Annotated in this window: 19 protein-coding genes; 16 read left to right on the top strand and 3 right to left on the bottom strand. The window is 57.2% G+C overall.

Features of this window, described 5'->3' with window-relative positions; all coding sequences use genetic code 11:
* The first annotated feature begins 152 nt into the window (after positions 1-152).
* The 14 genes from rpoE to EXZ61_RS15215 all read left to right on the top strand — a co-directional run bounded on the left by rpoE (position 153) and on the right by EXZ61_RS15215 (position 12,981).
* Positions 153-773: an RNA polymerase sigma factor RpoE gene (gene rpoE, locus EXZ61_RS15280; RefSeq protein ID WP_142812583.1), complete on the top strand. Its 621-nt coding sequence runs from the start codon at positions 153-155 to the stop codon at positions 771-773.
* A gap of 2 nt (positions 774-775) precedes the next feature.
* Complete coding sequence (locus tag EXZ61_RS15275; RefSeq protein ID WP_142812582.1) at positions 776-1,411, top strand: RseA family anti-sigma factor; 636 nt, start codon at positions 776-778, stop codon at positions 1,409-1,411.
* A gap of 23 nt (positions 1,412-1,434) precedes the next feature.
* Positions 1,435-2,418 (top strand): MucB/RseB C-terminal domain-containing protein, encoded by a 984-nt coding sequence (locus tag EXZ61_RS15270; protein ID WP_168224784.1) that lies wholly within the window; start codon positions 1,435-1,437, stop codon positions 2,416-2,418.
* Between the two features lie 67 nt (positions 2,419-2,485).
* Positions 2,486-3,952 (top strand): DegQ family serine endoprotease, encoded by a 1,467-nt coding sequence (locus EXZ61_RS15265; RefSeq protein ID WP_142812580.1) that lies wholly within the window; start codon positions 2,486-2,488, stop codon positions 3,950-3,952.
* 483 nt (positions 3,953-4,435) lie between these two features.
* Positions 4,436-6,247 carry a translation elongation factor 4 gene (gene lepA / locus EXZ61_RS15260; protein ID WP_142812579.1) on the top strand — a complete coding sequence of 604 codons (1,812 nt, stop codon included), beginning with the start codon at positions 4,436-4,438 and terminating at the stop codon, positions 6,245-6,247.
* Positions 6,247-7,212: a signal peptidase I gene (lepB, locus tag EXZ61_RS15255; RefSeq protein WP_142812578.1), complete on the top strand. Its 966-nt coding sequence runs from the start codon at positions 6,247-6,249 to the stop codon at positions 7,210-7,212. Before lepA ends, lepB begins: the two co-directional genes overlap by 1 nt.
* Before the next feature lie 41 nt (positions 7,213-7,253).
* Positions 7,254-7,604, top strand: a complete 351-nt coding sequence (locus EXZ61_RS15250; RefSeq protein ID WP_142812577.1) for a DUF4845 domain-containing protein — start codon at positions 7,254-7,256, stop codon at positions 7,602-7,604.
* Between the two features lies 1 nt (position 7,605).
* A complete protein-coding gene (gene rnc / locus EXZ61_RS15245) occupies positions 7,606-8,292 on the top strand; it encodes a ribonuclease III (protein ID WP_142812576.1) in 687 nt (228 codons plus the stop codon).
* Positions 8,293-8,360: 68 nt separating this feature from the next.
* A complete protein-coding gene (gene era, locus EXZ61_RS15240) occupies positions 8,361-9,305 on the top strand; it encodes a GTPase Era (RefSeq protein ID WP_237219190.1) in 945 nt (314 codons plus the stop codon).
* A gap of 37 nt (positions 9,306-9,342) precedes the next feature.
* Positions 9,343-10,092, top strand: coding sequence for a DNA repair protein RecO (gene recO, locus EXZ61_RS15235; protein ID WP_142812574.1), 750 nt, complete (start codon positions 9,343-9,345; stop codon positions 10,090-10,092).
* Positions 10,093-10,096: 4 nt separating this feature from the next.
* Positions 10,097-10,879 carry a pyridoxine 5'-phosphate synthase gene (locus EXZ61_RS15230; protein ID WP_142812573.1) on the top strand — a complete coding sequence of 261 codons (783 nt, stop codon included), beginning with the start codon at positions 10,097-10,099 and terminating at the stop codon, positions 10,877-10,879.
* A 10-nt stretch (positions 10,880-10,889) separates the two neighbouring features.
* A complete protein-coding gene (gene acpS / locus EXZ61_RS15225; protein ID WP_142812572.1) occupies positions 10,890-11,306 on the top strand; it encodes a holo-ACP synthase in 417 nt (138 codons plus the stop codon).
* Positions 11,307-11,398: 92 nt separating this feature from the next.
* Entirely contained in the window at positions 11,399-12,493 is a 1,095-nt protein-coding gene (gene nagZ, locus EXZ61_RS15220; protein WP_142812571.1) for a beta-N-acetylhexosaminidase, read from the top strand.
* 62 nt (positions 12,494-12,555) lie between these two features.
* Entirely contained in the window at positions 12,556-12,981 is a 426-nt protein-coding gene (locus EXZ61_RS15215) for a carboxymuconolactone decarboxylase family protein (RefSeq protein WP_142812570.1), read from the top strand.
* Here EXZ61_RS15215 and EXZ61_RS15210 read toward each other — a convergent pair.
* From EXZ61_RS15210 to EXZ61_RS15200, 3 genes are read right to left on the bottom strand one after another with little or no spacing between them, the layout of a single operon-like run.
* Positions 12,978-13,685, bottom strand: coding sequence for a 4'-phosphopantetheinyl transferase family protein (locus tag EXZ61_RS15210; protein WP_142812569.1), 708 nt, complete (start codon positions 13,683-13,685; stop codon positions 12,978-12,980). The two genes, EXZ61_RS15215 and EXZ61_RS15210, sit on opposite strands and share 4 nt — an antisense overlap.
* 5 nt (positions 13,686-13,690) lie before the next feature.
* Entirely contained in the window at positions 13,691-17,731 is a 4,041-nt protein-coding gene (locus EXZ61_RS15205) for a Pls/PosA family non-ribosomal peptide synthetase (protein WP_142814264.1), read from the bottom strand.
* Positions 17,732-17,758: 27 nt separating this feature from the next.
* On the bottom strand, positions 17,759-17,986 hold the full coding sequence (locus EXZ61_RS15200; protein ID WP_142812568.1) for a hypothetical protein: 228 nt from the start codon (positions 17,984-17,986) through the stop codon (positions 17,759-17,761).
* 173 nt (positions 17,987-18,159) lie between these two features.
* On the opposite strand from EXZ61_RS15200, the gene EXZ61_RS15195 reads away from it, so the two are divergent.
* Positions 18,160-18,522 (top strand): translation initiation factor Sui1, encoded by a 363-nt coding sequence (locus tag EXZ61_RS15195; protein WP_142812567.1) that lies wholly within the window; start codon positions 18,160-18,162, stop codon positions 18,520-18,522.
* Between the two features lie 5 nt (positions 18,523-18,527).
* A complete protein-coding gene (locus EXZ61_RS15190; protein ID WP_142812566.1) occupies positions 18,528-18,740 on the top strand; it encodes a DUF3820 family protein in 213 nt (70 codons plus the stop codon).
* The last annotated feature ends 26 nt before the right edge of the window (positions 18,741-18,766 follow it).

Raw genomic sequence — 18,766 nt, 5'->3', positions numbered from 1 at the left:
CATGTCGTCAATGAAGAGCAAGACTCAGTATGGCTTTGGTTGGAGCGGAGCTCTTTGGCGCTCCAATGGTTGGCATTCAGACGCGCAGTTTACGCAGTTGGACGTAGCAGGCAAACCGCATTGACGAAAAACCGACCCATAGAGGAGTTTTTTTGAGCAATAGTCCCGCGCCCAACGACGACACTGATTGGACTTTGGTTCAACGGACTTTGGCTGGGGACCAGCGCGCATACGGACTATTGGTGCTCAAGTACCAACGGCGCATCCAACGTCTCATTGGTCGCATGGTGCGCGATGTTGATCTAGTAGAAGACATCGCCCAAGAAACCTTCATAAGAGCCTATCGCGCATTGCACCAGTTCCGTGGCGACGCGCAGTTCTACACTTGGCTCTATAGGATTGCGATCAATACCGCTAAAAAATCCTTGCTTGACCTAAAGCGCAATCCCACGGTCACCGATAATTTTGGCGATTCTGACGATGAGGATGAAACTTCTTGGAGAAAGCCTGAACTAACCAGTGACGAAACACCTGAGTCTGCACTGGCAGCCAAGGAAATTGCGACGGTTGTCAATGCTGCCTTAGAGGCTTTGCCAGCGGATCTTAAACAAGCAATCACACTGCGTGAAATCGATGGTTTGAGCTATGAGGAAATTGCTGAGCTTATGGAGTGCCCCATTGGGACCGTTCGCTCGCGCATCTTTCGAGCGCGCGAGGCTGTTTCCCAAAAAATCAAACCTCTGCTTGAAAAACGCACAGGCAAACGCTGGTAGACATGACTGATATGACATCTTCTGCATCACATTCAGACGAGTATTTGTCGACCCTGTTTGACGGCCAAGTAGAAGGTCTGAGTGGATTGGGGGCAGCTGAAGAACTGGGAAGCTCTCCAGACTTGGAAACAACGTGGATAAGCTACCAAGTACTAGGGCAAGTCATGCGTGGCGAACCCGAAGATCCCATCGCTGCACAGTCATTCTTGGCAAACTTTGAGCGACGACTGGCTCGAGAAGCCGTAGTTCCAATCGCTGCGCCCCTTGATACCGCTTTGAGGGAGGTTTCTGTTCGGGCGGATGCTCCGCCTGCCGTCGCTGTCAGTAATTTCAAGAGTAGATGGAAGCCAATGGTTGCAATCATTGCTTCGGTTCTATCTGGTGCGCTAGGTTTAGGGTTGCTACAGCAGACGGCGTTGGTCCAGGTTGCTGAGGTTTCGCAACCTAAGGCAGTCATCATCGAAGCAACTAATGCGCCTGTAGAGTTTGTTGTGGACTCGACTGGACCAGCAGTAATGATCAGAGATCCTGCGCTAGACGCGTTGCTTGCTGCGCATCAGTTGCAAGGCGGTCACTCGGCTTTGCAAATGCCTTCAGGATTTTTGCGCAATGCCACATTTGAAAGACCTGCCAAGTGATAGGTTTTGGACCGACTTGCAAAGTGATTTTGCTTGCATTTTCCCTTTTCATAAGCGTTAACACACAGGCCGAGCCCACAGTCGGAACCAATACACCTATCAAAACATGGTTGCAAAAAGGGTACCAAGCGTCTCGCCAATTGGCTTACACCGGCACCTACGTTGTACGGGCGGGCGGTCAGATGGCGAGTGCAAAGATATGGCACGTTTGTGACGGCGAGCAGCAAATGGAGCGCGTTGAGTCACTAACTGGTGCTCCACGCTCCACCATTCGGCGTGATGACCAGGTCATCACTTTCTATCCGACGATCAAACTTGCCGTGCTGGAGAAGCGTGATTCCCTTGGCTTGTTTCCCGGTTTGCTGAAATCAAAGGACACCGACATTGATAGCTTCTATGAGCTGAAGTCTTATCCCAATGAGAGGGTTGCTGGACTTCAGGCTGACGTGGTTGGTCTTACGCCGAAAGACGCGCTGCGTTTTGGCTATCGTGTCTGGAGTGAAAAAAGAACAGGGCTCATTGTTCAGTTGCAAACGGTAACCACAGAGGGACAAGTCATCGAGCAAAGTGCATTTTCTGAGCTTAGCCTGAATGCACCAGTGAGCATGCACAACTTGGGCCAGTTGATGCGGGCTACCGAGGGCTATCGGGTCGAGCGCCCAGAGCTACACAAGGCGAACCCGGACGAAGAGGGTTGGGCGTTGAAGCAAACTGTCGCAGGTTTCAAGCCCACGGGCTGTTTTCAGTGGCCCAATGCGGCGTCTCAGGCGAGCTATTCGCGCCACGATGGTTCCATGCAATGGACATTCTCTGATGGACTCGCGACCGTCTCACTTTTTGTTGAGGCATTTGATGTGCGAAGGCATGTTCGACAAGGTCCAACCGATCTTGGGGGGGCGACTCACATTTACGCGCGCCGTGTGAACGAATGGTGGATAACGGCGGTCGGAGAAGTGCCCGCCAGCACGGTCAAGGCGTTTGCCTTGGCGCTCGAACGTAAGCAATAGAACGACTTAAACGCAACACTTGGCGACTTGTATTTCACTGAACGATCAGTAACAGGAGATGGAAATAATGTTTCAAAACCGTGCGACTTCACTCAAAGCCCTCACCTTGGCGTTTGCCTTGGGACTGGGGTCCTTGGTGCCATTGCTAGGGGTTAGCCCAGCCCAAGCCCAGGCCAGGGCACTCCCAGACTTCACTGATCTCGTAGAGCAGGTCGGACCGTCTGTGGTCAATATTCGGACGCTTGAGAAAGTAAACCCGCGCGCACAACAGGGCAGTCCCGGGGACGAGGAAATGCTTGAGTTCTTCAAGCGCTTTGGTATACCTATTCCCAACGTACCCAGGCAAGCGCCACGGCAAAATCGACCTCAACCGCAAGAAGAAGAGCAGCCACGCGGCGTAGGTAGCGGGTTTATCTTGTCCTCTGATGGGCTCATCATGACCAATGCGCATGTGATTGACGGTGCGGATGAACTCTTGGTTACGTTGACCGACAAGCGCGAATTCAAAGCCAAGGTGATTGGTGCTGACAAACGTAGCGATGTGGCGGTGGTCAAAATTGAGGCTACAGGTCTGCCTGCCGTGAAGATTGGTGATGTCAATCGCCTGAAGGTGGGCGAGTGGGTGATGGCGATTGGTTCCCCCTTTGGACTGGAAAATACCGTAACGGCGGGCATTGTCAGTGCCAAGCAGCGAGACACCGGTGATTTCTTGCCCTTTATACAAACCGACGTAGCCATCAACCCGGGCAACTCTGGAGGCCCCCTGATCAATATGCGGGGTGAAGTCGTGGGAATCAACAGCCAGATCTATTCTCGCTCTGGTGGGTTTATGGGCATTTCTTTCTCGATTCCGATGGACGAAGCCGTGCGGGTTAGCGATCAACTGCGCGCATCAGGGCGCGTCTCACGTGGGCGCATTGGCGTGCAGATTGAGCAGGTAAGCAAAGAAGTAGCGGAGTCATTAGGCCTAGGTAAACCCATAGGAGCTCTGGTACGGGGTGTGGAAACCGGTGCGCCAGCGGAGAAGGCAGGCGTAGAAGCGGGTGACATCATTACCAAGTTTGACGGCAAGCTGATTGAGAAGTCGAGCGATCTGCCCCGTTTGGTGGGAGGTACCAAGCCGGGTAGTAAGAGCACGGTGACAGTGTTCCGCCGCGGTGCTTACAAAGACTTCATCATCACGGTTGCTGAAATTGAGCCAGAAAAAGTTGCATCCAAGGGCGGGTCTGGAGAAGACAAGAAAAAGTCCTCTACTGCGAGCCAAGTCTTCGGTCTGACGGTGTCTGACTTGACGGATGCACAAAGGAAAGAATTAAAGGTTAAAGCAGGTGTTCGCGTTGATGCTGCTGTTGACTCAGCAGCTCGGGCCGGCTTACAGGAAGGAGACGTCATTCTCTCCGTTGGTACATCCGAGATTGCCAGTGCGAAAGAGTTCGACACTCTACTGGCCAAACAAGACAAGAGTAAACCTATAACGGTTCTGTACCGGCGCGGTGATTGGACCCAATACGCCGTGATTCGGCCATCCAAGTAGCATCCGCTGTCAGGTAACCCCTCGCTGCAGTTGGGTATTGGCCGGGACATGGCGGGGGGAGTTGGCGAAAATGGTGTGTTTCCTGCAACACGGGCATGATGTGGTGCACACCGTCGTCCCTAAGGCCCTGTTTTGCTTTTGGTTAGAATAGAGCCTCTGTCTCTTGCATTGCTTGTATTCGCTGGTGCAATTAGTTCACAATGCGGGATTGTGTTTTTGCCCACAGCGGATCCACAGGTGCCTCACATGTTATGCAGGGCAAACCTATTAACTTGTGAATAAGTTGTGCATAAAATTGGTGTTGTTGTGTCGCAACTCCACCGAATCCCCAGTTTTTGGACTGTGCTCACAAAACTTTTTACCTACAATGAAGACCCAACCTTCGCAGTTGCCAAAGATTGTTGGTTTAGGGCGCGTCTCATTGTGACGCGCCCTTTTTTCTTGCCTGTCTCTTTTTACCCATCACCTTGAAGTAGTTCCTTGATGAATCACATCAGAAATTTTTCGATCATCGCCCACATTGACCATGGCAAATCTACTCTGGCTGATCGCCTGATTCAGCGTTGCGGTGGCCTCGAGGCAAGAGATATGGAAGCCCAAGTTCTGGACTCCATGGACATTGAGAAAGAGCGCGGTATTACCATCAAGGCGCAAACCGCAGCACTGCAGTACAAGGCCAAAAATGGGCAGGTCTACAACCTGAACCTTATTGATACGCCCGGTCACGTTGACTTTTCATATGAAGTCAGCCGCTCCCTGTCTGCTTGCGAAGGTGCTTTGCTGGTCGTCGATGCCAGCCAAGGCGTGGAAGCGCAAACAGTTGCTAACTGCTATACGGCCTTGGACCTGAATGTGGAAGTACTCCCTGTACTGAACAAGATCGACCTGCCCAATGCAGATCCCGACAATGCCAGAAGTGAAATTGAAGACGTCATTGGCATCGATGCGACCGATGCCATCGTCTGTTCTGCCAAAACCGGTCTAGGTATTGACGATATCTTGGAAGCCATCGTTGCCAAGATACCGCATCCCAAGGGCAACCCCGCTGCTGCGCTTCGGGCCATGATTATTGACAGCTGGTTCGATCCTTATGTGGGTGTCGTGATGTTGGTGCGTGTGGTCGATGGCCGCCTTGCCAAAGGTGAGCGTATCAAAATGATGGCGTCAGGTGCGACCTATAACGCCGATAACCTAGGTGTCTTTACCCCAGCCAACCAACCCCGTGCCTCCTTGGAGGCGGGTGAGGTGGGGTACATCATCGCTGGTATCAAAGAATTGCAGGCCGCCAAGGTCGGCGACACAGTGACGCTCATCAAGCCCGGCACTGGTGGTGCGGCTGCGACAGCGACAGAGGCTTTGCCTGGCTTTAAGGAGATTCAACCCCAGGTCTTTGCTGGTTTGTATCCCACCGAGGCGAGCGAGTACGACTCCTTGCGCGACGCGCTTGAAAAACTCAAGCTCAACGATGCGTCATTGCATTACGAACCCGAAGTCTCACAGGCTTTGGGCTTCGGATTCCGCTGCGGATTTTTGGGGCTGCTGCACATGGAAATTGTGCAAGAGCGGCTGGAGCGCGAGTTTGACCAAGACCTGATCACGACAGCGCCCAGCGTGGTTTATGAAGTGATGAAGGCAGACGGCGAAGTCATCATGGTGGAGAACCCCTCCAAGATGCCTGAGGTGAGCAAGACCGCCGAAATACGCGAACCCATTGTCACGGTGCACCTGTACATGCCGCAAGAATATGTCGGGGTTGTCATGACTTTGGCAAACCAGAAACGCGGTGTCCAGATCAGCATGGTCTACAAGGGGCGACAAGTCGTGTTGACCTATGAAATGCCGCTGGCGGAGATTGTGTTGGACTTCTTTGACAAGTTAAAGAGTGTCAGCCGAGGCTACGCTTCTATGGACTATGAGTTCAAAGAGTACCGTGCTGCCGACGTGGTCAAGGTCGATATTTTGTTGAACTCAGAAAAGGTGGACGCTCTGTCCATCATGCTGCACCGTAGCCAGAGCCAGTACCGGGGCCGCGCGGTGGTCGGGAAAATGCGAGAAATTATTTCGCGTCAGATGTACGACGTGGCGATCCAAGCGGCCATTGGGGCCAACATCATTGCCCGTGAGACAATTAAAGCCCTGCGCAAGAACGTGCTTGCCAAATGCTACGGCGGCGATATCTCGCGCAAACGCAAACTCCTTGAAAAACAAAAAGCAGGTAAAAAGCGCATGAAACAAATCGGTTCGGTGGAGGTGCCACAAGAGGCATTTTTGGCCATTTTGCAGGTGGAAGATTAATGCAAGCCTTAACTTCAGTGGTTCTGGGCGCATTCGTGCTGTACGCAGGCTCTTGGTATTTTGGGGCCGTAGAAGGTAACTTTGCCCTGCTCTTGTTTTTGGCAACCGTGGTCACAGGGATCTACTGGTTGGCAGAGCGCTTTTACTTTCTTCCCCAACGCCAGGCCGCCGCCGCCGCTCTAGAAGCCCACGATCTACATCGCCGCGCAGAGCTTGACAAGTTGGGCATCAAACAAGTGGACGGCGATATTGCACAAGCCCGCCAGAAGTTGTTGATGCAGCCTTGGTGGCTAGACTGGACAGCAGGCCTGTTCCCCGTGATTATTGCGGTCTTTTTCCTGCGCTCGTTCTTGTTTGAGCCGTTCAAGATTCCGTCGGGGTCCATGATTCCTACCCTGCTGGTGGGTGATTTGATCTTGGTGAATAAATTCACCTACGGCTTGCGATTGCCGGTCCTCAATACCAAAATTACGGAAGGCACGCCCCCCAAGCGTGGTGATGTGATGGTGTTTCGCTATCCTCCAAAGCCCAGCTTGGACTACATCAAGCGGGTGGTTGGCTTGCCTGGCGACAAGGTGGCCTATTTGAATAAGCGCCTGACCATCAATGGCAATCCTGTAGAAACCAATGGGGTGCCAGAGTTTTTGGACACCGATACCATGCGTTACTTCAAACAGTATGAAGAAACATTGGGTGACAAAAAACACCGTTTTCTTAACGATGATGACCGTCCAGCCTTCGTGGCGGGCGCAGATAATTTTGAAGGGCGCAATGGCTGCAGTTACACCGTAGAGGGCGTAACGTGCACGGTGCCTGAAGGCCACTATTTCATGATGGGCGACAACCGTGACAATTCACTGGATTCTCGCTACTGGGGCTTTGTGCCTGAGAAGAACATCGTGGGCAAAGCTTTCTTCGTTTGGATGAACCTGGGCAATATCAAGCGCATCGGTTCTTTTGATTAACTGGCTTGGCACGTTCCGCCAAGGATTGGAGTTCGCATACCATGGTTTCTTCACGTCATTCGCAACGCGGTGTTTCTTTCTTGGGCCTTGTGTTTTGGGGGGCTACCTTGGCCATGATTGGTGTGGTGTCCGCGCAAGTGTTTCCGACTTACGTGGAGTACTTGGCCGTTGAAAAGGCCGTCAACAAGGCAAAAGAAGGCCAAACGCCGGCAGAAGTCCGCGTCATATTCGACAAGGCCGCGCAGATCGATAACATCAAGAGCGTGAGTGCCAAGGACATAGAAGTCACCAAAGAAGGTGACAAAGTGGTGGTGAGCTTTGCCTACTCCCGCGAGATCCATCTGGCGGGGCCTGCTTACCTCACACTCAAATACGAAGGTCGTTCCAAATAACGTGACAGCAAAAATTGTGGAGCTGCAGCGCCGCCTGCAGCATCAGTTCTCCGACATCTCTCTGCTCCACCGAGCACTTACCCATCGCAGCTTTTCCCTTGACCACTACGAGCGTCTTGAGTTTCTTGGCGACTCGGTGTTGAGCTTGGCGGTGTCCGATCTCCTTTATGCCCGCTTGTCTTCCCTGCCCGAGGGGGACCTGTCGCGCGTCCGTGCCAATTTGGTCAAGCAAGACACCTTGCATCAGCTTGCCGTCGGGCTAGGTCTATCTGAAGTCATCAAGCTCGGCGAGGGCGAAGTCCAGTCTGGGGGGCAAAAGCGTCCTTCCATATTGGCCGACGCGCTAGAGGCCATCATTGGTGCTGTGTATCTTGACGCAGGGTTTCCGCCCGCACAAGCACTGGTGCACCGCCTGTACAAGGCCGTCGAAATCAACCCCCAAATGCAGGCCATAGGGAAAGACGCGAAAACGGAGTTGCAAGAGTGGCTTCAGGGTCGCAAAATGAAGTTGCCGACCTATACCGTGGTAGGCACCATTGGAGCTGCGCATAAGCAAAGCTTTGATGTGGAATGCGAAATTCCAGAGTTGCGCTTGGCAGAGCGCGGCATAGGCGGGTCCCGCCGTGCCGGCGAACAGGCCGCCGCACACGCAATGTTGCAAACACTCAAAGCAAAGGCTAACAAATGACTGCTCCTAAAAATATAGTGCCTCCCGCAGATTCCACGGGCGCAGAGGGCCAAAATGACTTGGAAAGCATGCTCAAAGGCTTGCGCCCCGCAAGCACTGCGGGTGAGGAGATCGCCGGTCAACGGTGTGGCTTGGTGGCCATTGTGGGCAAGCCCAACGTGGGCAAGTCCACGCTGATGAACGCTTTGGTCGGGCAGAAGATCAGCATTACCTCCCGCAAGGCGCAAACCACACGCCACCGCATCACAGGCATGCATACGCGGGGTGCCACCCAGTTTGTGTTTGTGGATACACCGGGCTTTCAAACCCGCCACAACAATGCCTTGAATCGCTCTTTGAACAAGACCGTCCAAGGCGCGGTGGGCGATGTGGATTTGATCTTGTTTGTGGTGGAAGCCGGCATGTTTAACCAAGCGGATGCCAAAGTGCTGGCCTTGCTGAACAAAGACATCCCCACTTTGTTGGTAGCCAACAAGTTGGACCAGGTCACGCGCCGCTCTGACATTGCGCCTTGGTTGCAAGACATGCAGCAAAAGCACGCGTTTGCAGAGTTTGTGCCGATCTCTGCCAAGAACGCCAAAGACATCGAGCGCATGCTCGACATCTGCGAGAAGTACCTGCCCGAGCAAGCCTGGTGGTACGCCGAAGACGAACTCACCGACCGCAGCGAAAAGTTTTTGGCCAGCGAAACCGTGCGCGAAAAGCTGTTTCGTCTCACAGGCGACGAGTTGCCTTACACCTCCACGGTGGTGATTGATAAGTTTGAAGAAGAAGCGGGTCGCGGCAAGCAAAAGCGCTTGCTCAAGATTGCCGCCACCATCGTCGTAGAGCGCGATGGCCACAAAGCGATGGTTATCGGTGACAAGGGCGAGCGCATCAAACGCATCGGTATGGAAACCCGTGTGGAGCTGGAAAAGTCCTTAGACGCCAAAGTGTTCATCGAGCTGTGGGTCAAAGTGCGCTCCGGTTGGGCGGACGACGAAGCGCGTGTACGCAGCTTTGGCTACCAATGATCTGCGGCTAGTTGGCCGCCCGTAGCGACCCCCATCTGTGGCAAGCAAAAGGATCTCTGAGGAGCCCACGTATGTGCTGCACCGCTACGACTGGAGCGAGACCAGCCTGATCCTAGAGGTGTTCACCCGCCACCATGGCCGCATTGCCTTGGTGGCCAAGGGTGCCAAGCGGCCTACCTCCAGTTTCCGCCCCATCTTGTTGCCGCTGCAAATGCTGCATGTGGCATATGGTGGGGAAGCCGAAATCCGCACGCTCAAAAGTGCTGAATGGCAGGGCGGCCATGTCATGCCCACTGGCGAGGCCTTGCTCTCGGGCTATTACCTCAACGAGCTGCTGCTCACCCTCTTGGCGCGTGATGACCCGCACCCCACCTTGTTTGATGTGTATTCGCAAGTGGTGCAAGTCATTGCCAGCCAGCATGGCGAGGTACTAGAGGCCGCGCTGCGCACGTTTGAGCTCTTGCTCTTGCGCGAAATTGGCCTCTTGCCCCAGCTGCATGTGCAAACCATGACCTTGCGTGATCTAGATCCGCACGCTTTGTATGTGCTGGTGGCAGAAGGGGGCTTGCGCCAAGCCCATGCCGATGAGCGCAATGGCATAGCGGGCGCCCAGTGGGAGCGGCTGCAAGATGCCTTAGATGCGCCCATGCCCTTCACCCCCACCTTGCGCGCAAGCTCTGAATGCAATGCAGCACTCAAGCCACAATTGCGGGCCTTGCTGCACTACCATTGCGGCGTCAAAACACTGCGCACCCGCCAGATGATGATCGACATTCAGGCGCTTTAACACCATGACCCAAGCAACCGTCAACTCGCTTCCCACCAAGACCCATCTTTCGGTGAATTTGAACAAAGTGGCCTTGGTGCGCAACACCCGCCACCTGGGCATTCCCAGCGTGACCCGCGCTGCCACGCTGTGCCTGCAAGCCGGGGCCGATGGCATTACTGTGCACCCACGGCCAGATGCACGCCATATTCGCGCTGACGACGTGCGCGAGTTGGCTGCTTTGATGAAAGCCTGGCCCGACCGCGAGTTCAACGTGGAAGGCAACCCGTTTCAAAACCTCATGGACTGCGTGCAAGACCTGCGCGAGCGCCAGTTGCCCGTGCACCAAGTCACTTTTGTGCCGGACGGTGAAGACCAGTTCACCAGCGACCACGGCTGGAACCTGCCTGCAGACAACGAGCGCTTGCGCCCACTCATTGCGCAGGCCCATGCCTTGGGCTTGCGGGTGAGCCTCTTTATGGATGCCGAGCCCGCAGCCATGGCCCATGCCAAGGCCTTGGGTGCCGACCGCATTGAGCTCTACACCGAGCCCTATGCCGCAGCGTGGGGCACGCCTGAGCAGGCTACCCAACTCGCCCGCTTTGCAGCCGCAGCGCAAGCTGCGCTAGAGGTTGGCCTGGGTGTGAATGCAGGCCATGACTTGAACCGCGACAACCTAGCCGCCTTTGTGCGCCAAGTGCCTGGCGTGGCAGAGGTGTCGATTGGCCATGCCTTGATTGCCGACGCCTTGGAGCTGGGCTACACCGCCACCGTGCAGGCCTACCAAACGTGCCTCTCTCGCGATTGAGGTTGCGCTCATGATTTACGGCATTGGCACCGACATTTGCGATGTGCGCCGCATTCGCGAGAGCCTAGAGCGCCATGGCGAGCGCTTTCCCGCGCGGGTCTTGGGCGAAAACGAATTGGCCGTGTGGAAGGCCCGTGGCGCCCGCTGGCCGCAGCGCGGCGTGAGCTACCTGGCTACGCGTTTCAGCGCCAAAGAAGCGTTTAGCAAAGCCATAGGCATGGGCATGCGCATGCCTATGACCTGGCGCAACTGCGAGATCGCCAACCGCCCCCAAGGCCATCCGCAGGCGGGCCAGCCTTACCTGGTGCTGCACGGTGCGCTGAAAGAATGGTTTGAATCACGCCAGTTGCACGCCCACATCACCGTGACGGATGAGACCGATTACGCCGCCAGCTTTTGTGTAGTGGAGCATATGCCGCATCCATAATGGCAAAAAGTACTGCTCCCACCCATGGAATAAGCGTAAGCAGCTATGCATTTAATAGCAATTCAATTTTGACCTCTGGAAAGACCTTCACCATGAGCCAGCACGCCCCCCTCGTGATCGACATCGCCGGTCACACCCTTACGGCCCTAGACCGCGCCCGCCTGAAGCACCCTTTGGTCGGTGGCTTGATTCTGTTTGCGCGTAACTGGAAAGACCGTGAGCAACTCACGGCCCTGTGCCGCGCAGCCAAAAAAAATCGCCCCGATCTGTTGATTTGCGTGGACCACGAAGGTGGGCGCGTCCAACGCTTCAAGACCGACGGCTTCACCCACCTGCCACCCATGCGCGCCTTGGGTGAGATGTGGATGGCCGAACCCAAGGGCAACAAGCATGCAGGCCCCATGGACGCCACTAACGCGGCCACGGCCTGTGGCTATGTCTTGGGCGCTGAGCTGCGCGCCTGCGGCGTAGACCTGAGCTTCACCCCCGTGCTGGACCTGGACTACGGCCATTGCAGCGCCATTGGCGACCGCGCTTTTGCGCGTGACCCCCGTGTGGTGGGTCTGCTGGCCAAGAGCGTGATGCACGGTCTCATGCTCAGTGGCATGGCCAACTGCGGCAAGCACTTCCCCGGCCACGGCTTCGTGGCAGCGGACTCCCATGTGGCCGTGCCAGTGGACAAGCGCAGCCTGACGGCCATCCTCGCAGATGACGCTGCACCGTACCGCTGGCTGAGCAACTCGCTCTCCGCCGTGATGCCCGCGCACGTGGTCTACCCCAAGGTCGACAAGCGCCCGGCAGGGTTTTCATCGGTGTGGCTCAACGACATCTTGCGTGGCCGCTTGGGCTTTGGCGGTGCCATCTTCAGCGATGACCTCTCCATGGCCGGTGGCCGCGAAATTGGTGGCGCAGCCATTAGCTACACCGAGTCCACCTTGGCCGCACTTAAAGCTGGGTGCGACTTGGCCGTGCTGTGTAACCAGTCTTTGTCCACCGCAGAGGGCGGCGGTAGTGCGCCAGACGACTTGATTGCAGGCCTCACCGAAGCCCAACTCAAAGGCCACTGGCAACCCCAAGAGCACAGCGAGCTGCGCCGCTTAGCCCTCTTGCCCAAAACGCCCGCACCGGAGTGGGACGAGCTGATGGTGCAGCCCCAATACATGCAAGCGCTGGACTGGTTGCCTTAAAGGGTGTTGGGCATCCGGCACGCTTCGTAAAGACTACGAGCCCTCACAGTTAGGTACCCGTTATGGCCACGACTCCACAAGCGACTTCCCCTGAGAACAATCCCCGCGTTAAAGCCGTGTTTGACGACATTCGTGCGACGCGTAAGACGGATTTCGTGAACAACATGTGGCGCTCGTTGGCTTTTGATCCGGGCTTGCTTGAAACCACCTGGGCGGACGTCAAACGCCTCATGGCGACCGAAACTCTGCTAGACCCCTTGACCAAGGAGATGATCTACATCGCCGTGTCGATCGCCAACGGCTGCAGCTACTGCGTGCATTCGCACACCGCAGCCGCTCGTGCGAAAGGTATGGGTTCGGAGCAGCATGCAGAGCTGCTGGCCATCATCGGGCTGGCAGCGAAAACGAACCATCTTGCGACAGGGCTGCAAGTGCCAGTCGATCCGGTTTTCGACCTGGGCGGGCCCGCCAGCCCTGCTGGACTCTAGTGATGGCTGCGCGACAACTTGCCGCTGTCAAAGCGGTGCACACCTGACAGTGCACCCAAGAACGGGGCGGGCAACGCGATGTGGCGCGTGCTGCAGTGTTGTAACTGCCGGTCTAGCCTTGGCGACCACTCCACCAAGCCTACCCCCAAGCACTTGAGCTTGGCCTCATGCGCCACCCACGCTTGCAAGAAGGCGGCTAGGCGTTCTGCGGGAGCGATTGCTTGTAATGCCTGGGCCGCATGGGGGCCTAAATAGTCATTGGCAAGGTGGGCCATTTCTTCTACATCGTTCAACCTGGTGTCGTTACGCAGCACGTCCAAGCCCACCGCACCTTGCACGTCAATGGCGACTGCGCTTAAGCCCGGCGCGTGGCTGATCGAAGTAAATGCCAATGGCCTACCAGTTGGAAGCTTGTGCACGGGAAAGCTTGCGCCTGGCAATACGCGCACTCCGTAGCCGGGCACTTGCTGCAAGGCGATGCCATCACCGCTGCAATCGAAATAGCGCGCCAGTACGTCGCGCAAGGCAGTGCGCACTGCGTGCCGGGCCAGGGTTCTGTCCTCGGTATCCGGCGTGTGGACAAAAACAACGGTGTGCCCTGCACTGAGCAGGTCCGCCACCGCCCGGTCGGACTCGATGGGCCATGCCCTCGCCATCGGGCTTGCCATGGGGCTGGCCATGGGGCTGCCTCCGGTCAAGGCCATGCTCCTTACGCTGCCACACGCCGAGGCGCTGCCGGGCAACCTGCCCAACTGGAACCCGCAGGGATATGCTCGCCCTTCATGGCCAAGGTGAGGGGGCCTAGCATGGCGTTGTCACCCACTACGGCGCCATAGAGGACGGAGGCACGCGGGCCGAGGTTGACCTTGCGGCCAATGACCACGGTATCGATTTTCATCACACGGTCTTCAAACAAATGGGTTTGCGGGCAGCACAGGGCATTGAGCTCGCTGTAGTCGCCAATGTGGGCGCAGTCAAACTCGGTGATGTCGGTGGTGTCCAAGTACACCCCTTTGCCAATGCGTGCGCCCAAAATGTTAAAGGCGACAGGCAGCCAAGGCGTGCCGCGCAGGTAGCTCAAAAAGTTAGGTACGGCGAGGCCTTCAAACATATTGGTAACGGCTTCTGAGAGCCACACAAAGCGCGTCCACATCGGTGCGCTGCTTTTGCGGTAGCGGCCCAGTAGCAGCCACTTGAGCAGCACCACAAACACAAAGGTGCCCACGCCGTAGAGTAGGCCTGCTACCGTGAGGTAGCTGGCCACATCGCCCCAGCGCTCTTCACCTGCCAACGGCATCACTTTGAGCACGATGGTGTAGCCCACCGAGATGACAAAAGCATGCGGCGCCACGATGCGAAACGCCTCAATCAGGCCGCGCGCGATGCGCCGGTAGATGGAGGGCTTGTAGGTCAGGGTTTCCGGGAAGCCCGAGGTTTGTTCACGCGCTGGAAGATGGATTGGCGGCGAGCCCAGCCAGGTGTCGCCATCGCGCATGCGGGTACTTGCGGGCACGCTGGAGTGCACGCCAATCAGCACATTCTCAGGCACGGTGGTGCCATCGGGTACATAGGCGCCGTTGCCGATGAAACTACGTTTGGAGACCACGGTTGGTCGCATGGTCATCCAGCCGCCATCAATATGCTCATCACCCAGCATCACCGCGTCGGCGATAAAGGTTTCGTCACCCAAGGTGAGCATGTCGGGCACCAGGCCCAGCGCAGAAGAAATCTCCGCATCACGCCCCACTTTGGCACCCAAGAGCCGGTACCACGCGGGCGCGAACACGGTGGCATAGACCCCGTGCAACACATGCAGGCTGGACTCTTGAATCTGGTTGACCAGCCAGCGGGCGCAGTACACCCAGCTGTGCACTGGCCAGGTGCCGGGCTGCATGCGGGGTAGGGCGGTCCAGCGTATGGCAGCTGATAGCAGCGCTGTGAGCACAATGAGCGTGCCCGCTGCCGGAAATGCCAGCACGAAGTACTTGAGTAAGTCCCAAGTGGTGTCCTCACTGGCCAGCCAAGGGAAACGGTCGCTGTTGTCGATCCAGTCAATCAGGATAAAGCTAGGAAAGACCGGCAGAAAAAACAAGGTGGCAATCAGCAGGGCACCTGCCGCAAAGTACGCTGCTTCAAAGGTGTGCCACAGCATGCCTGTGGCTGGGCGTGTGGCTTGGGCTGCCGTGTCGAAAGCTCCCACGTCGCGCGCCGGAGAGCCCGACCACACGCGTTGCGCGGGCACATGTTCGCCGTCTCGTAAGGCAGACTGTCCTTCTAAGTGGCCCAGGTATCCCAGGCTGGTATTGCCCTCCAGCACGGTATAAGAACCTACGCTTGCGTCTTTGCCCAAGGTGATAGGGCCCAGCACCAAGTAGCCGTGTTCCACCCGGGCGTTCTCTAAGTTCACCGCGTTGCCCACGCTCACGCCATCGCCTAGGTTTAGCAAGTCTGGGGCACGCAGCGTGATGGAGCCAATGACCGCATCGCGCCCCACGCGCGCACCCAAAGCACGCAGCCACCAGGCATACAAGCTGGAGCCGCTGAGCAAATACGCGGGGGCGGCTTCCACCAAGCGGTCGGCCAGCCACCAGCGGTAAAACGTCCAGCCCCACAAGGGGTAGCGTCCCGCCCGCAAGCGACCTGCGATGAGCCATTTACCAACAATAGCGAGGGCAAACTCCAAGAGCGTTGCGGCCAGAAACGCCAAGACCGATGCGCCAATGGCCAGCGCCACCGAGTCGTCAGGCTCCCCGGTGAAAAAGTGGTAGGTGAAAAACGGGGCCAACCATTGGCCCATGCGCAGCGCGACCAAGCCCGGAATGGCTGCGGCTTGTGCCGCTGCGCACACCCAGCGCTTGAGGCTGCTGGGCACCTCCCAATGCGTGTCCACCACGGCTGCGACCGCTACGTCGGCAGACATCGCCTTCGCTATATCGCCCACGGTGCGGTTTTGGTAAATGTCGCGCACCGTCACATGGGCAAACGCCGGGTTGCTGCGCAGGGCGGAGGCCAAGCGGGCTGCAAACAGGGAGTGCCCACCCAAATCAGTGAAAAAGTCTGCGCTGCGCACAATGGCTTGCCCGGCAAAGAGCTTGGCCAGCGCGGCAAACAAGGCTGCTTCTGCCGGGGTTTCCGGGGTGTCGCCGTGTGCTTGCGCTGCGCTGGGCGCCTGTAAGGGGCGTGCCTTGAGTGCGTTGCGGTCAATCTTGCCGGATGGCAGGCGAGGCATTTGGGCCAGGGTTTCAAAATGGCTGGGCACCATGTACGCGGGCATGCTGGCCCCCAAGGCACTGCGCAAGGCCAGCGTGTCAAGGGGCGGGCCATCAAGGCCTGCGGTGTCGCGCACCACAAAGGCAATCAATTGGTCCAGGCCTTCTTCGCTGCGCAAGATCACGGCGGCTGTGCCTATGCCCGGCTGCTTGGTCAGCGTGGCCTCAATCTCGCCCAGTTCCACCCGGAATCCACGAATCTTGACTTGGTCGTCCGTGCGCCCTAAGCATTGCACCGTGCCATGTGCATCAATGCGCGCCAAGTCTCCGGTGCGGTAGAGGCGTTGGTCGTGGGGTGTTTGGCTCCAGGGATTGGGCAAAAACTTCTCAGCCGTCAACTCAGGTCGCCCCAAGTAGCCTGCGGATACGCCGGGACCACTGATGCATAGCTCACCCACCTCGCCCAGCGGCAAGAGGCGCAGGCCTTGTTCTGTGTCAGGGGCGATGATGAGCAGGCTGTAGTTGGGCAGTGGCGCGCCAATGGTCACCGGCTGGCCCGAATGCAAGCGAGCCAAGCTGGCTGACACCGTGGCCTCGGTCGGGCCGTAGGTGTTGAACACCGCGCGCTTGGGTGTGGCCCAGCGCTCTACCAAGCTAGGTGGGCACATTTCGCCACCGAGGTTGATGATGCGCAGACTGGGCACGTCTTGGCTGAATAGTGCCAAGAGCGTGGGGACTGCGTGCAATACGGTGATGCCTTGCTGCTGCAGGGCCACGGGCAGTTGTTCCGGGTCAGTCGCGAGCGCCTTGGGCGCAATCCACAGCGTGGCTCCCACCAGGTAGCTGATCCATACCTCTTCAAACGACATGTCAAAGGCCGCGGAAAACCCTTGGTAGACCCGGTCGTTGGCTTGCACGCCCAGCTGGCTGTTCTCGCTGCGCAAAAAGTGGCAAATGCTGCCTTGGCTGATGGCTATCCCCTTGGGCTTGCCGGTGGAGCCAGAGGTGTAGATCACATACGCCGGGTCGCTGGGTGCAACGGGGCCCCTGCGCTGGGGTGCACACGGCGTGGCGTGCAGGGTGTCTTCAAGCCAGATGGCGCCGTTGTCGCTGAGAGCCTGGTGGAGGGCGGGGGGCAGTGTTTGTAGTTGGCTGTTCGCAGTGAGCAGGCCTTTGGCGTGGGCATCTTGCAAGCACACCAACACGCGCTCTGGCGGCGTGTCCGCGTCTAGCGGCAGCCATGCGGCTCCGGTTTTTGCAATGGCGGCTTGCGCCACCCACAAGGCAGCCCCACGTGGCATCCAGAGCCCCACGATGTGGCCAGCGGCGACACCTTGGGCCAGCATATGTGAGGCGAGGTGGTCCGCTTGCGCGTTGAGTTCTGCGTAACTCAGGCGAGTGTCGCCAAACTCCAGTGCGATGTGCTCAGGTTGGCGTTGTGCCGTAGCTTCTAGGATGTCCGCGAGTACCTCAGTGCGCAGCAGGTCTTCCCGCACAGGGCCTTGCAACACATGGGGGTTGTGGGGCGGTGCCCCGAGCATTGCCTTAGGGTTCACTGGGCACCTGGCTCAAGGCGAGCGGTGCAGGCGTGGCGATGAGAGGGCTACGATTTGGTCGTTGGTAGCTGCGTCTACATTCGGGTGTTGGGCCAGCAGCTTGGTGTTGCTCAGCATGATGCGCAGCTGCTGCAAGTCTTTCACCGAAGGGGCCACCTTGATCTGGGCCAATGCCGCCTGGCTGTTACCGCCTTGTAGCAAGGCAGTCACTTTGGTAGCCCAAACACTTTGACGAGACATGAATGAATTCCTGATTTCCAACGAAAAGAGTGCGCATTTTGGCACATTGCCCCCATGGAATGTGCGCAAATAGCTACAAAAATAGTAGCAAACACCTACTTTAGAGTGCGCTGCTTGATCCGTGACAATACCCGGATTCAAAGCCCTTCGTATTGTTACGGTAGACCTTCTGTATGAAATCTAGACTCTCTTCTGGCTCCTTGGTGTACTCCACCGACAGCGGGCGTATGTGCCCTGATTGCCGCCAACCCATTGCGCAGTGCGTGTGCAAGGCAGCTCCCAAACGGCCTACGGGGGATGGCATTGTGCGCGTCTCGCGCGAAACCAAAGGTCGTGCAGGCAAAGGTGTCACCTTGGTGCGTGGGCTGGACTTGGACGACGCTGCGCTCACCGCCTTAGGCAAGCAGCTCAAAACCTTGTGCGGCTCCGGTGGCACGGTGAAAGACGGTGTGATTGAAGTGCAGGGCGACCATTGCGAACGCCTGATCGAGGCGCTCAAAGCCAAGGGCTTTACCGTCAAGCGCGCGGGCGGCTAAGCCGTATGCAGCCGCAAGACTTGCAGTTACTGGTGGAACGCAGCATGCCCTTTGGCAAGTACCAAGGGCGTTTGATTGCCGACCTGCCAGGGGACTATTTGAACTGGTTTGCCCGTGAGGGCTTTCCCCAAGGCGAGATTGGCCGTCTGCTGGCTCTTATGCATGAAATTGACCACAATGGTCTATCTGCCTTGTTGGACCCTTTGCGCCCACGCTGAAACACTTTCACGGAGCTTGTGACCCC

It is taken from the genome of Rhodoferax aquaticus, from assembly GCF_006974105.1.
GTDB classification, from domain to species: Bacteria; Pseudomonadota; Gammaproteobacteria; order Burkholderiales; family Burkholderiaceae_C; genus Allorhodoferax; species Allorhodoferax aquaticus_A.
Note: the sequence above shows the minus strand (reverse complement) of the source record. Positions and strands in the feature narration are given on the sequence as shown.

Bases quoted from the DNA above. Each gene is read 5' to 3' on its own strand.
- EXZ61_RS15275 (WP_142812582.1), top strand. From the start codon at position 776: ATGACTGATATGACATCTTCTGCATCACATTCAGACGAGTATTTGTCG.
- EXZ61_RS15265 (WP_142812580.1), top strand. From the start codon at position 2,486: ATGTTTCAAAACCGTGCGACTTCACTCAAAGCCCTCACCTTGGCGTTT.
- lepA (WP_142812579.1), top strand. From the start codon at position 4,436: ATGAATCACATCAGAAATTTTTCGATCATCGCCCACATTGACCATGGC.
- lepB (WP_142812578.1), top strand. From the start codon at position 6,247: ATGCAAGCCTTAACTTCAGTGGTTCTGGGCGCATTCGTGCTGTACGCA.
- EXZ61_RS15250 (WP_142812577.1), top strand. From the start codon at position 7,254: ATGGTTTCTTCACGTCATTCGCAACGCGGTGTTTCTTTCTTGGGCCTT.
- era (WP_237219190.1), top strand. From the start codon at position 8,361: ATGCTCAAAGGCTTGCGCCCCGCAAGCACTGCGGGTGAGGAGATCGCC.
- EXZ61_RS15230 (WP_142812573.1), top strand. From the start codon at position 10,097: ATGACCCAAGCAACCGTCAACTCGCTTCCCACCAAGACCCATCTTTCG.
- acpS (WP_142812572.1), top strand. From the start codon at position 10,890: ATGATTTACGGCATTGGCACCGACATTTGCGATGTGCGCCGCATTCGC.
- nagZ (WP_142812571.1), top strand. From the start codon at position 11,399: ATGAGCCAGCACGCCCCCCTCGTGATCGACATCGCCGGTCACACCCTT.
- EXZ61_RS15215 (WP_142812570.1), top strand. From the start codon at position 12,556: ATGGCCACGACTCCACAAGCGACTTCCCCTGAGAACAATCCCCGCGTT.
- EXZ61_RS15210 (WP_142812569.1), bottom strand. From the start codon at position 13,685: ATGGCCTTGACCGGAGGCAGCCCCATGGCCAGCCCCATGGCAAGCCCG.
- EXZ61_RS15205 (WP_142814264.1), bottom strand. From the start codon at position 17,731: ATGCTCGGGGCACCGCCCCACAACCCCCATGTGTTGCAAGGCCCTGTG.
- EXZ61_RS15200 (WP_142812568.1), bottom strand. From the start codon at position 17,986: ATGTCTCGTCAAAGTGTTTGGGCTACCAAAGTGACTGCCTTGCTACAA.
- EXZ61_RS15195 (WP_142812567.1), top strand. From the start codon at position 18,160: ATGAAATCTAGACTCTCTTCTGGCTCCTTGGTGTACTCCACCGACAGC.
- EXZ61_RS15190 (WP_142812566.1), top strand. From the start codon at position 18,528: ATGCAGCCGCAAGACTTGCAGTTACTGGTGGAACGCAGCATGCCCTTT.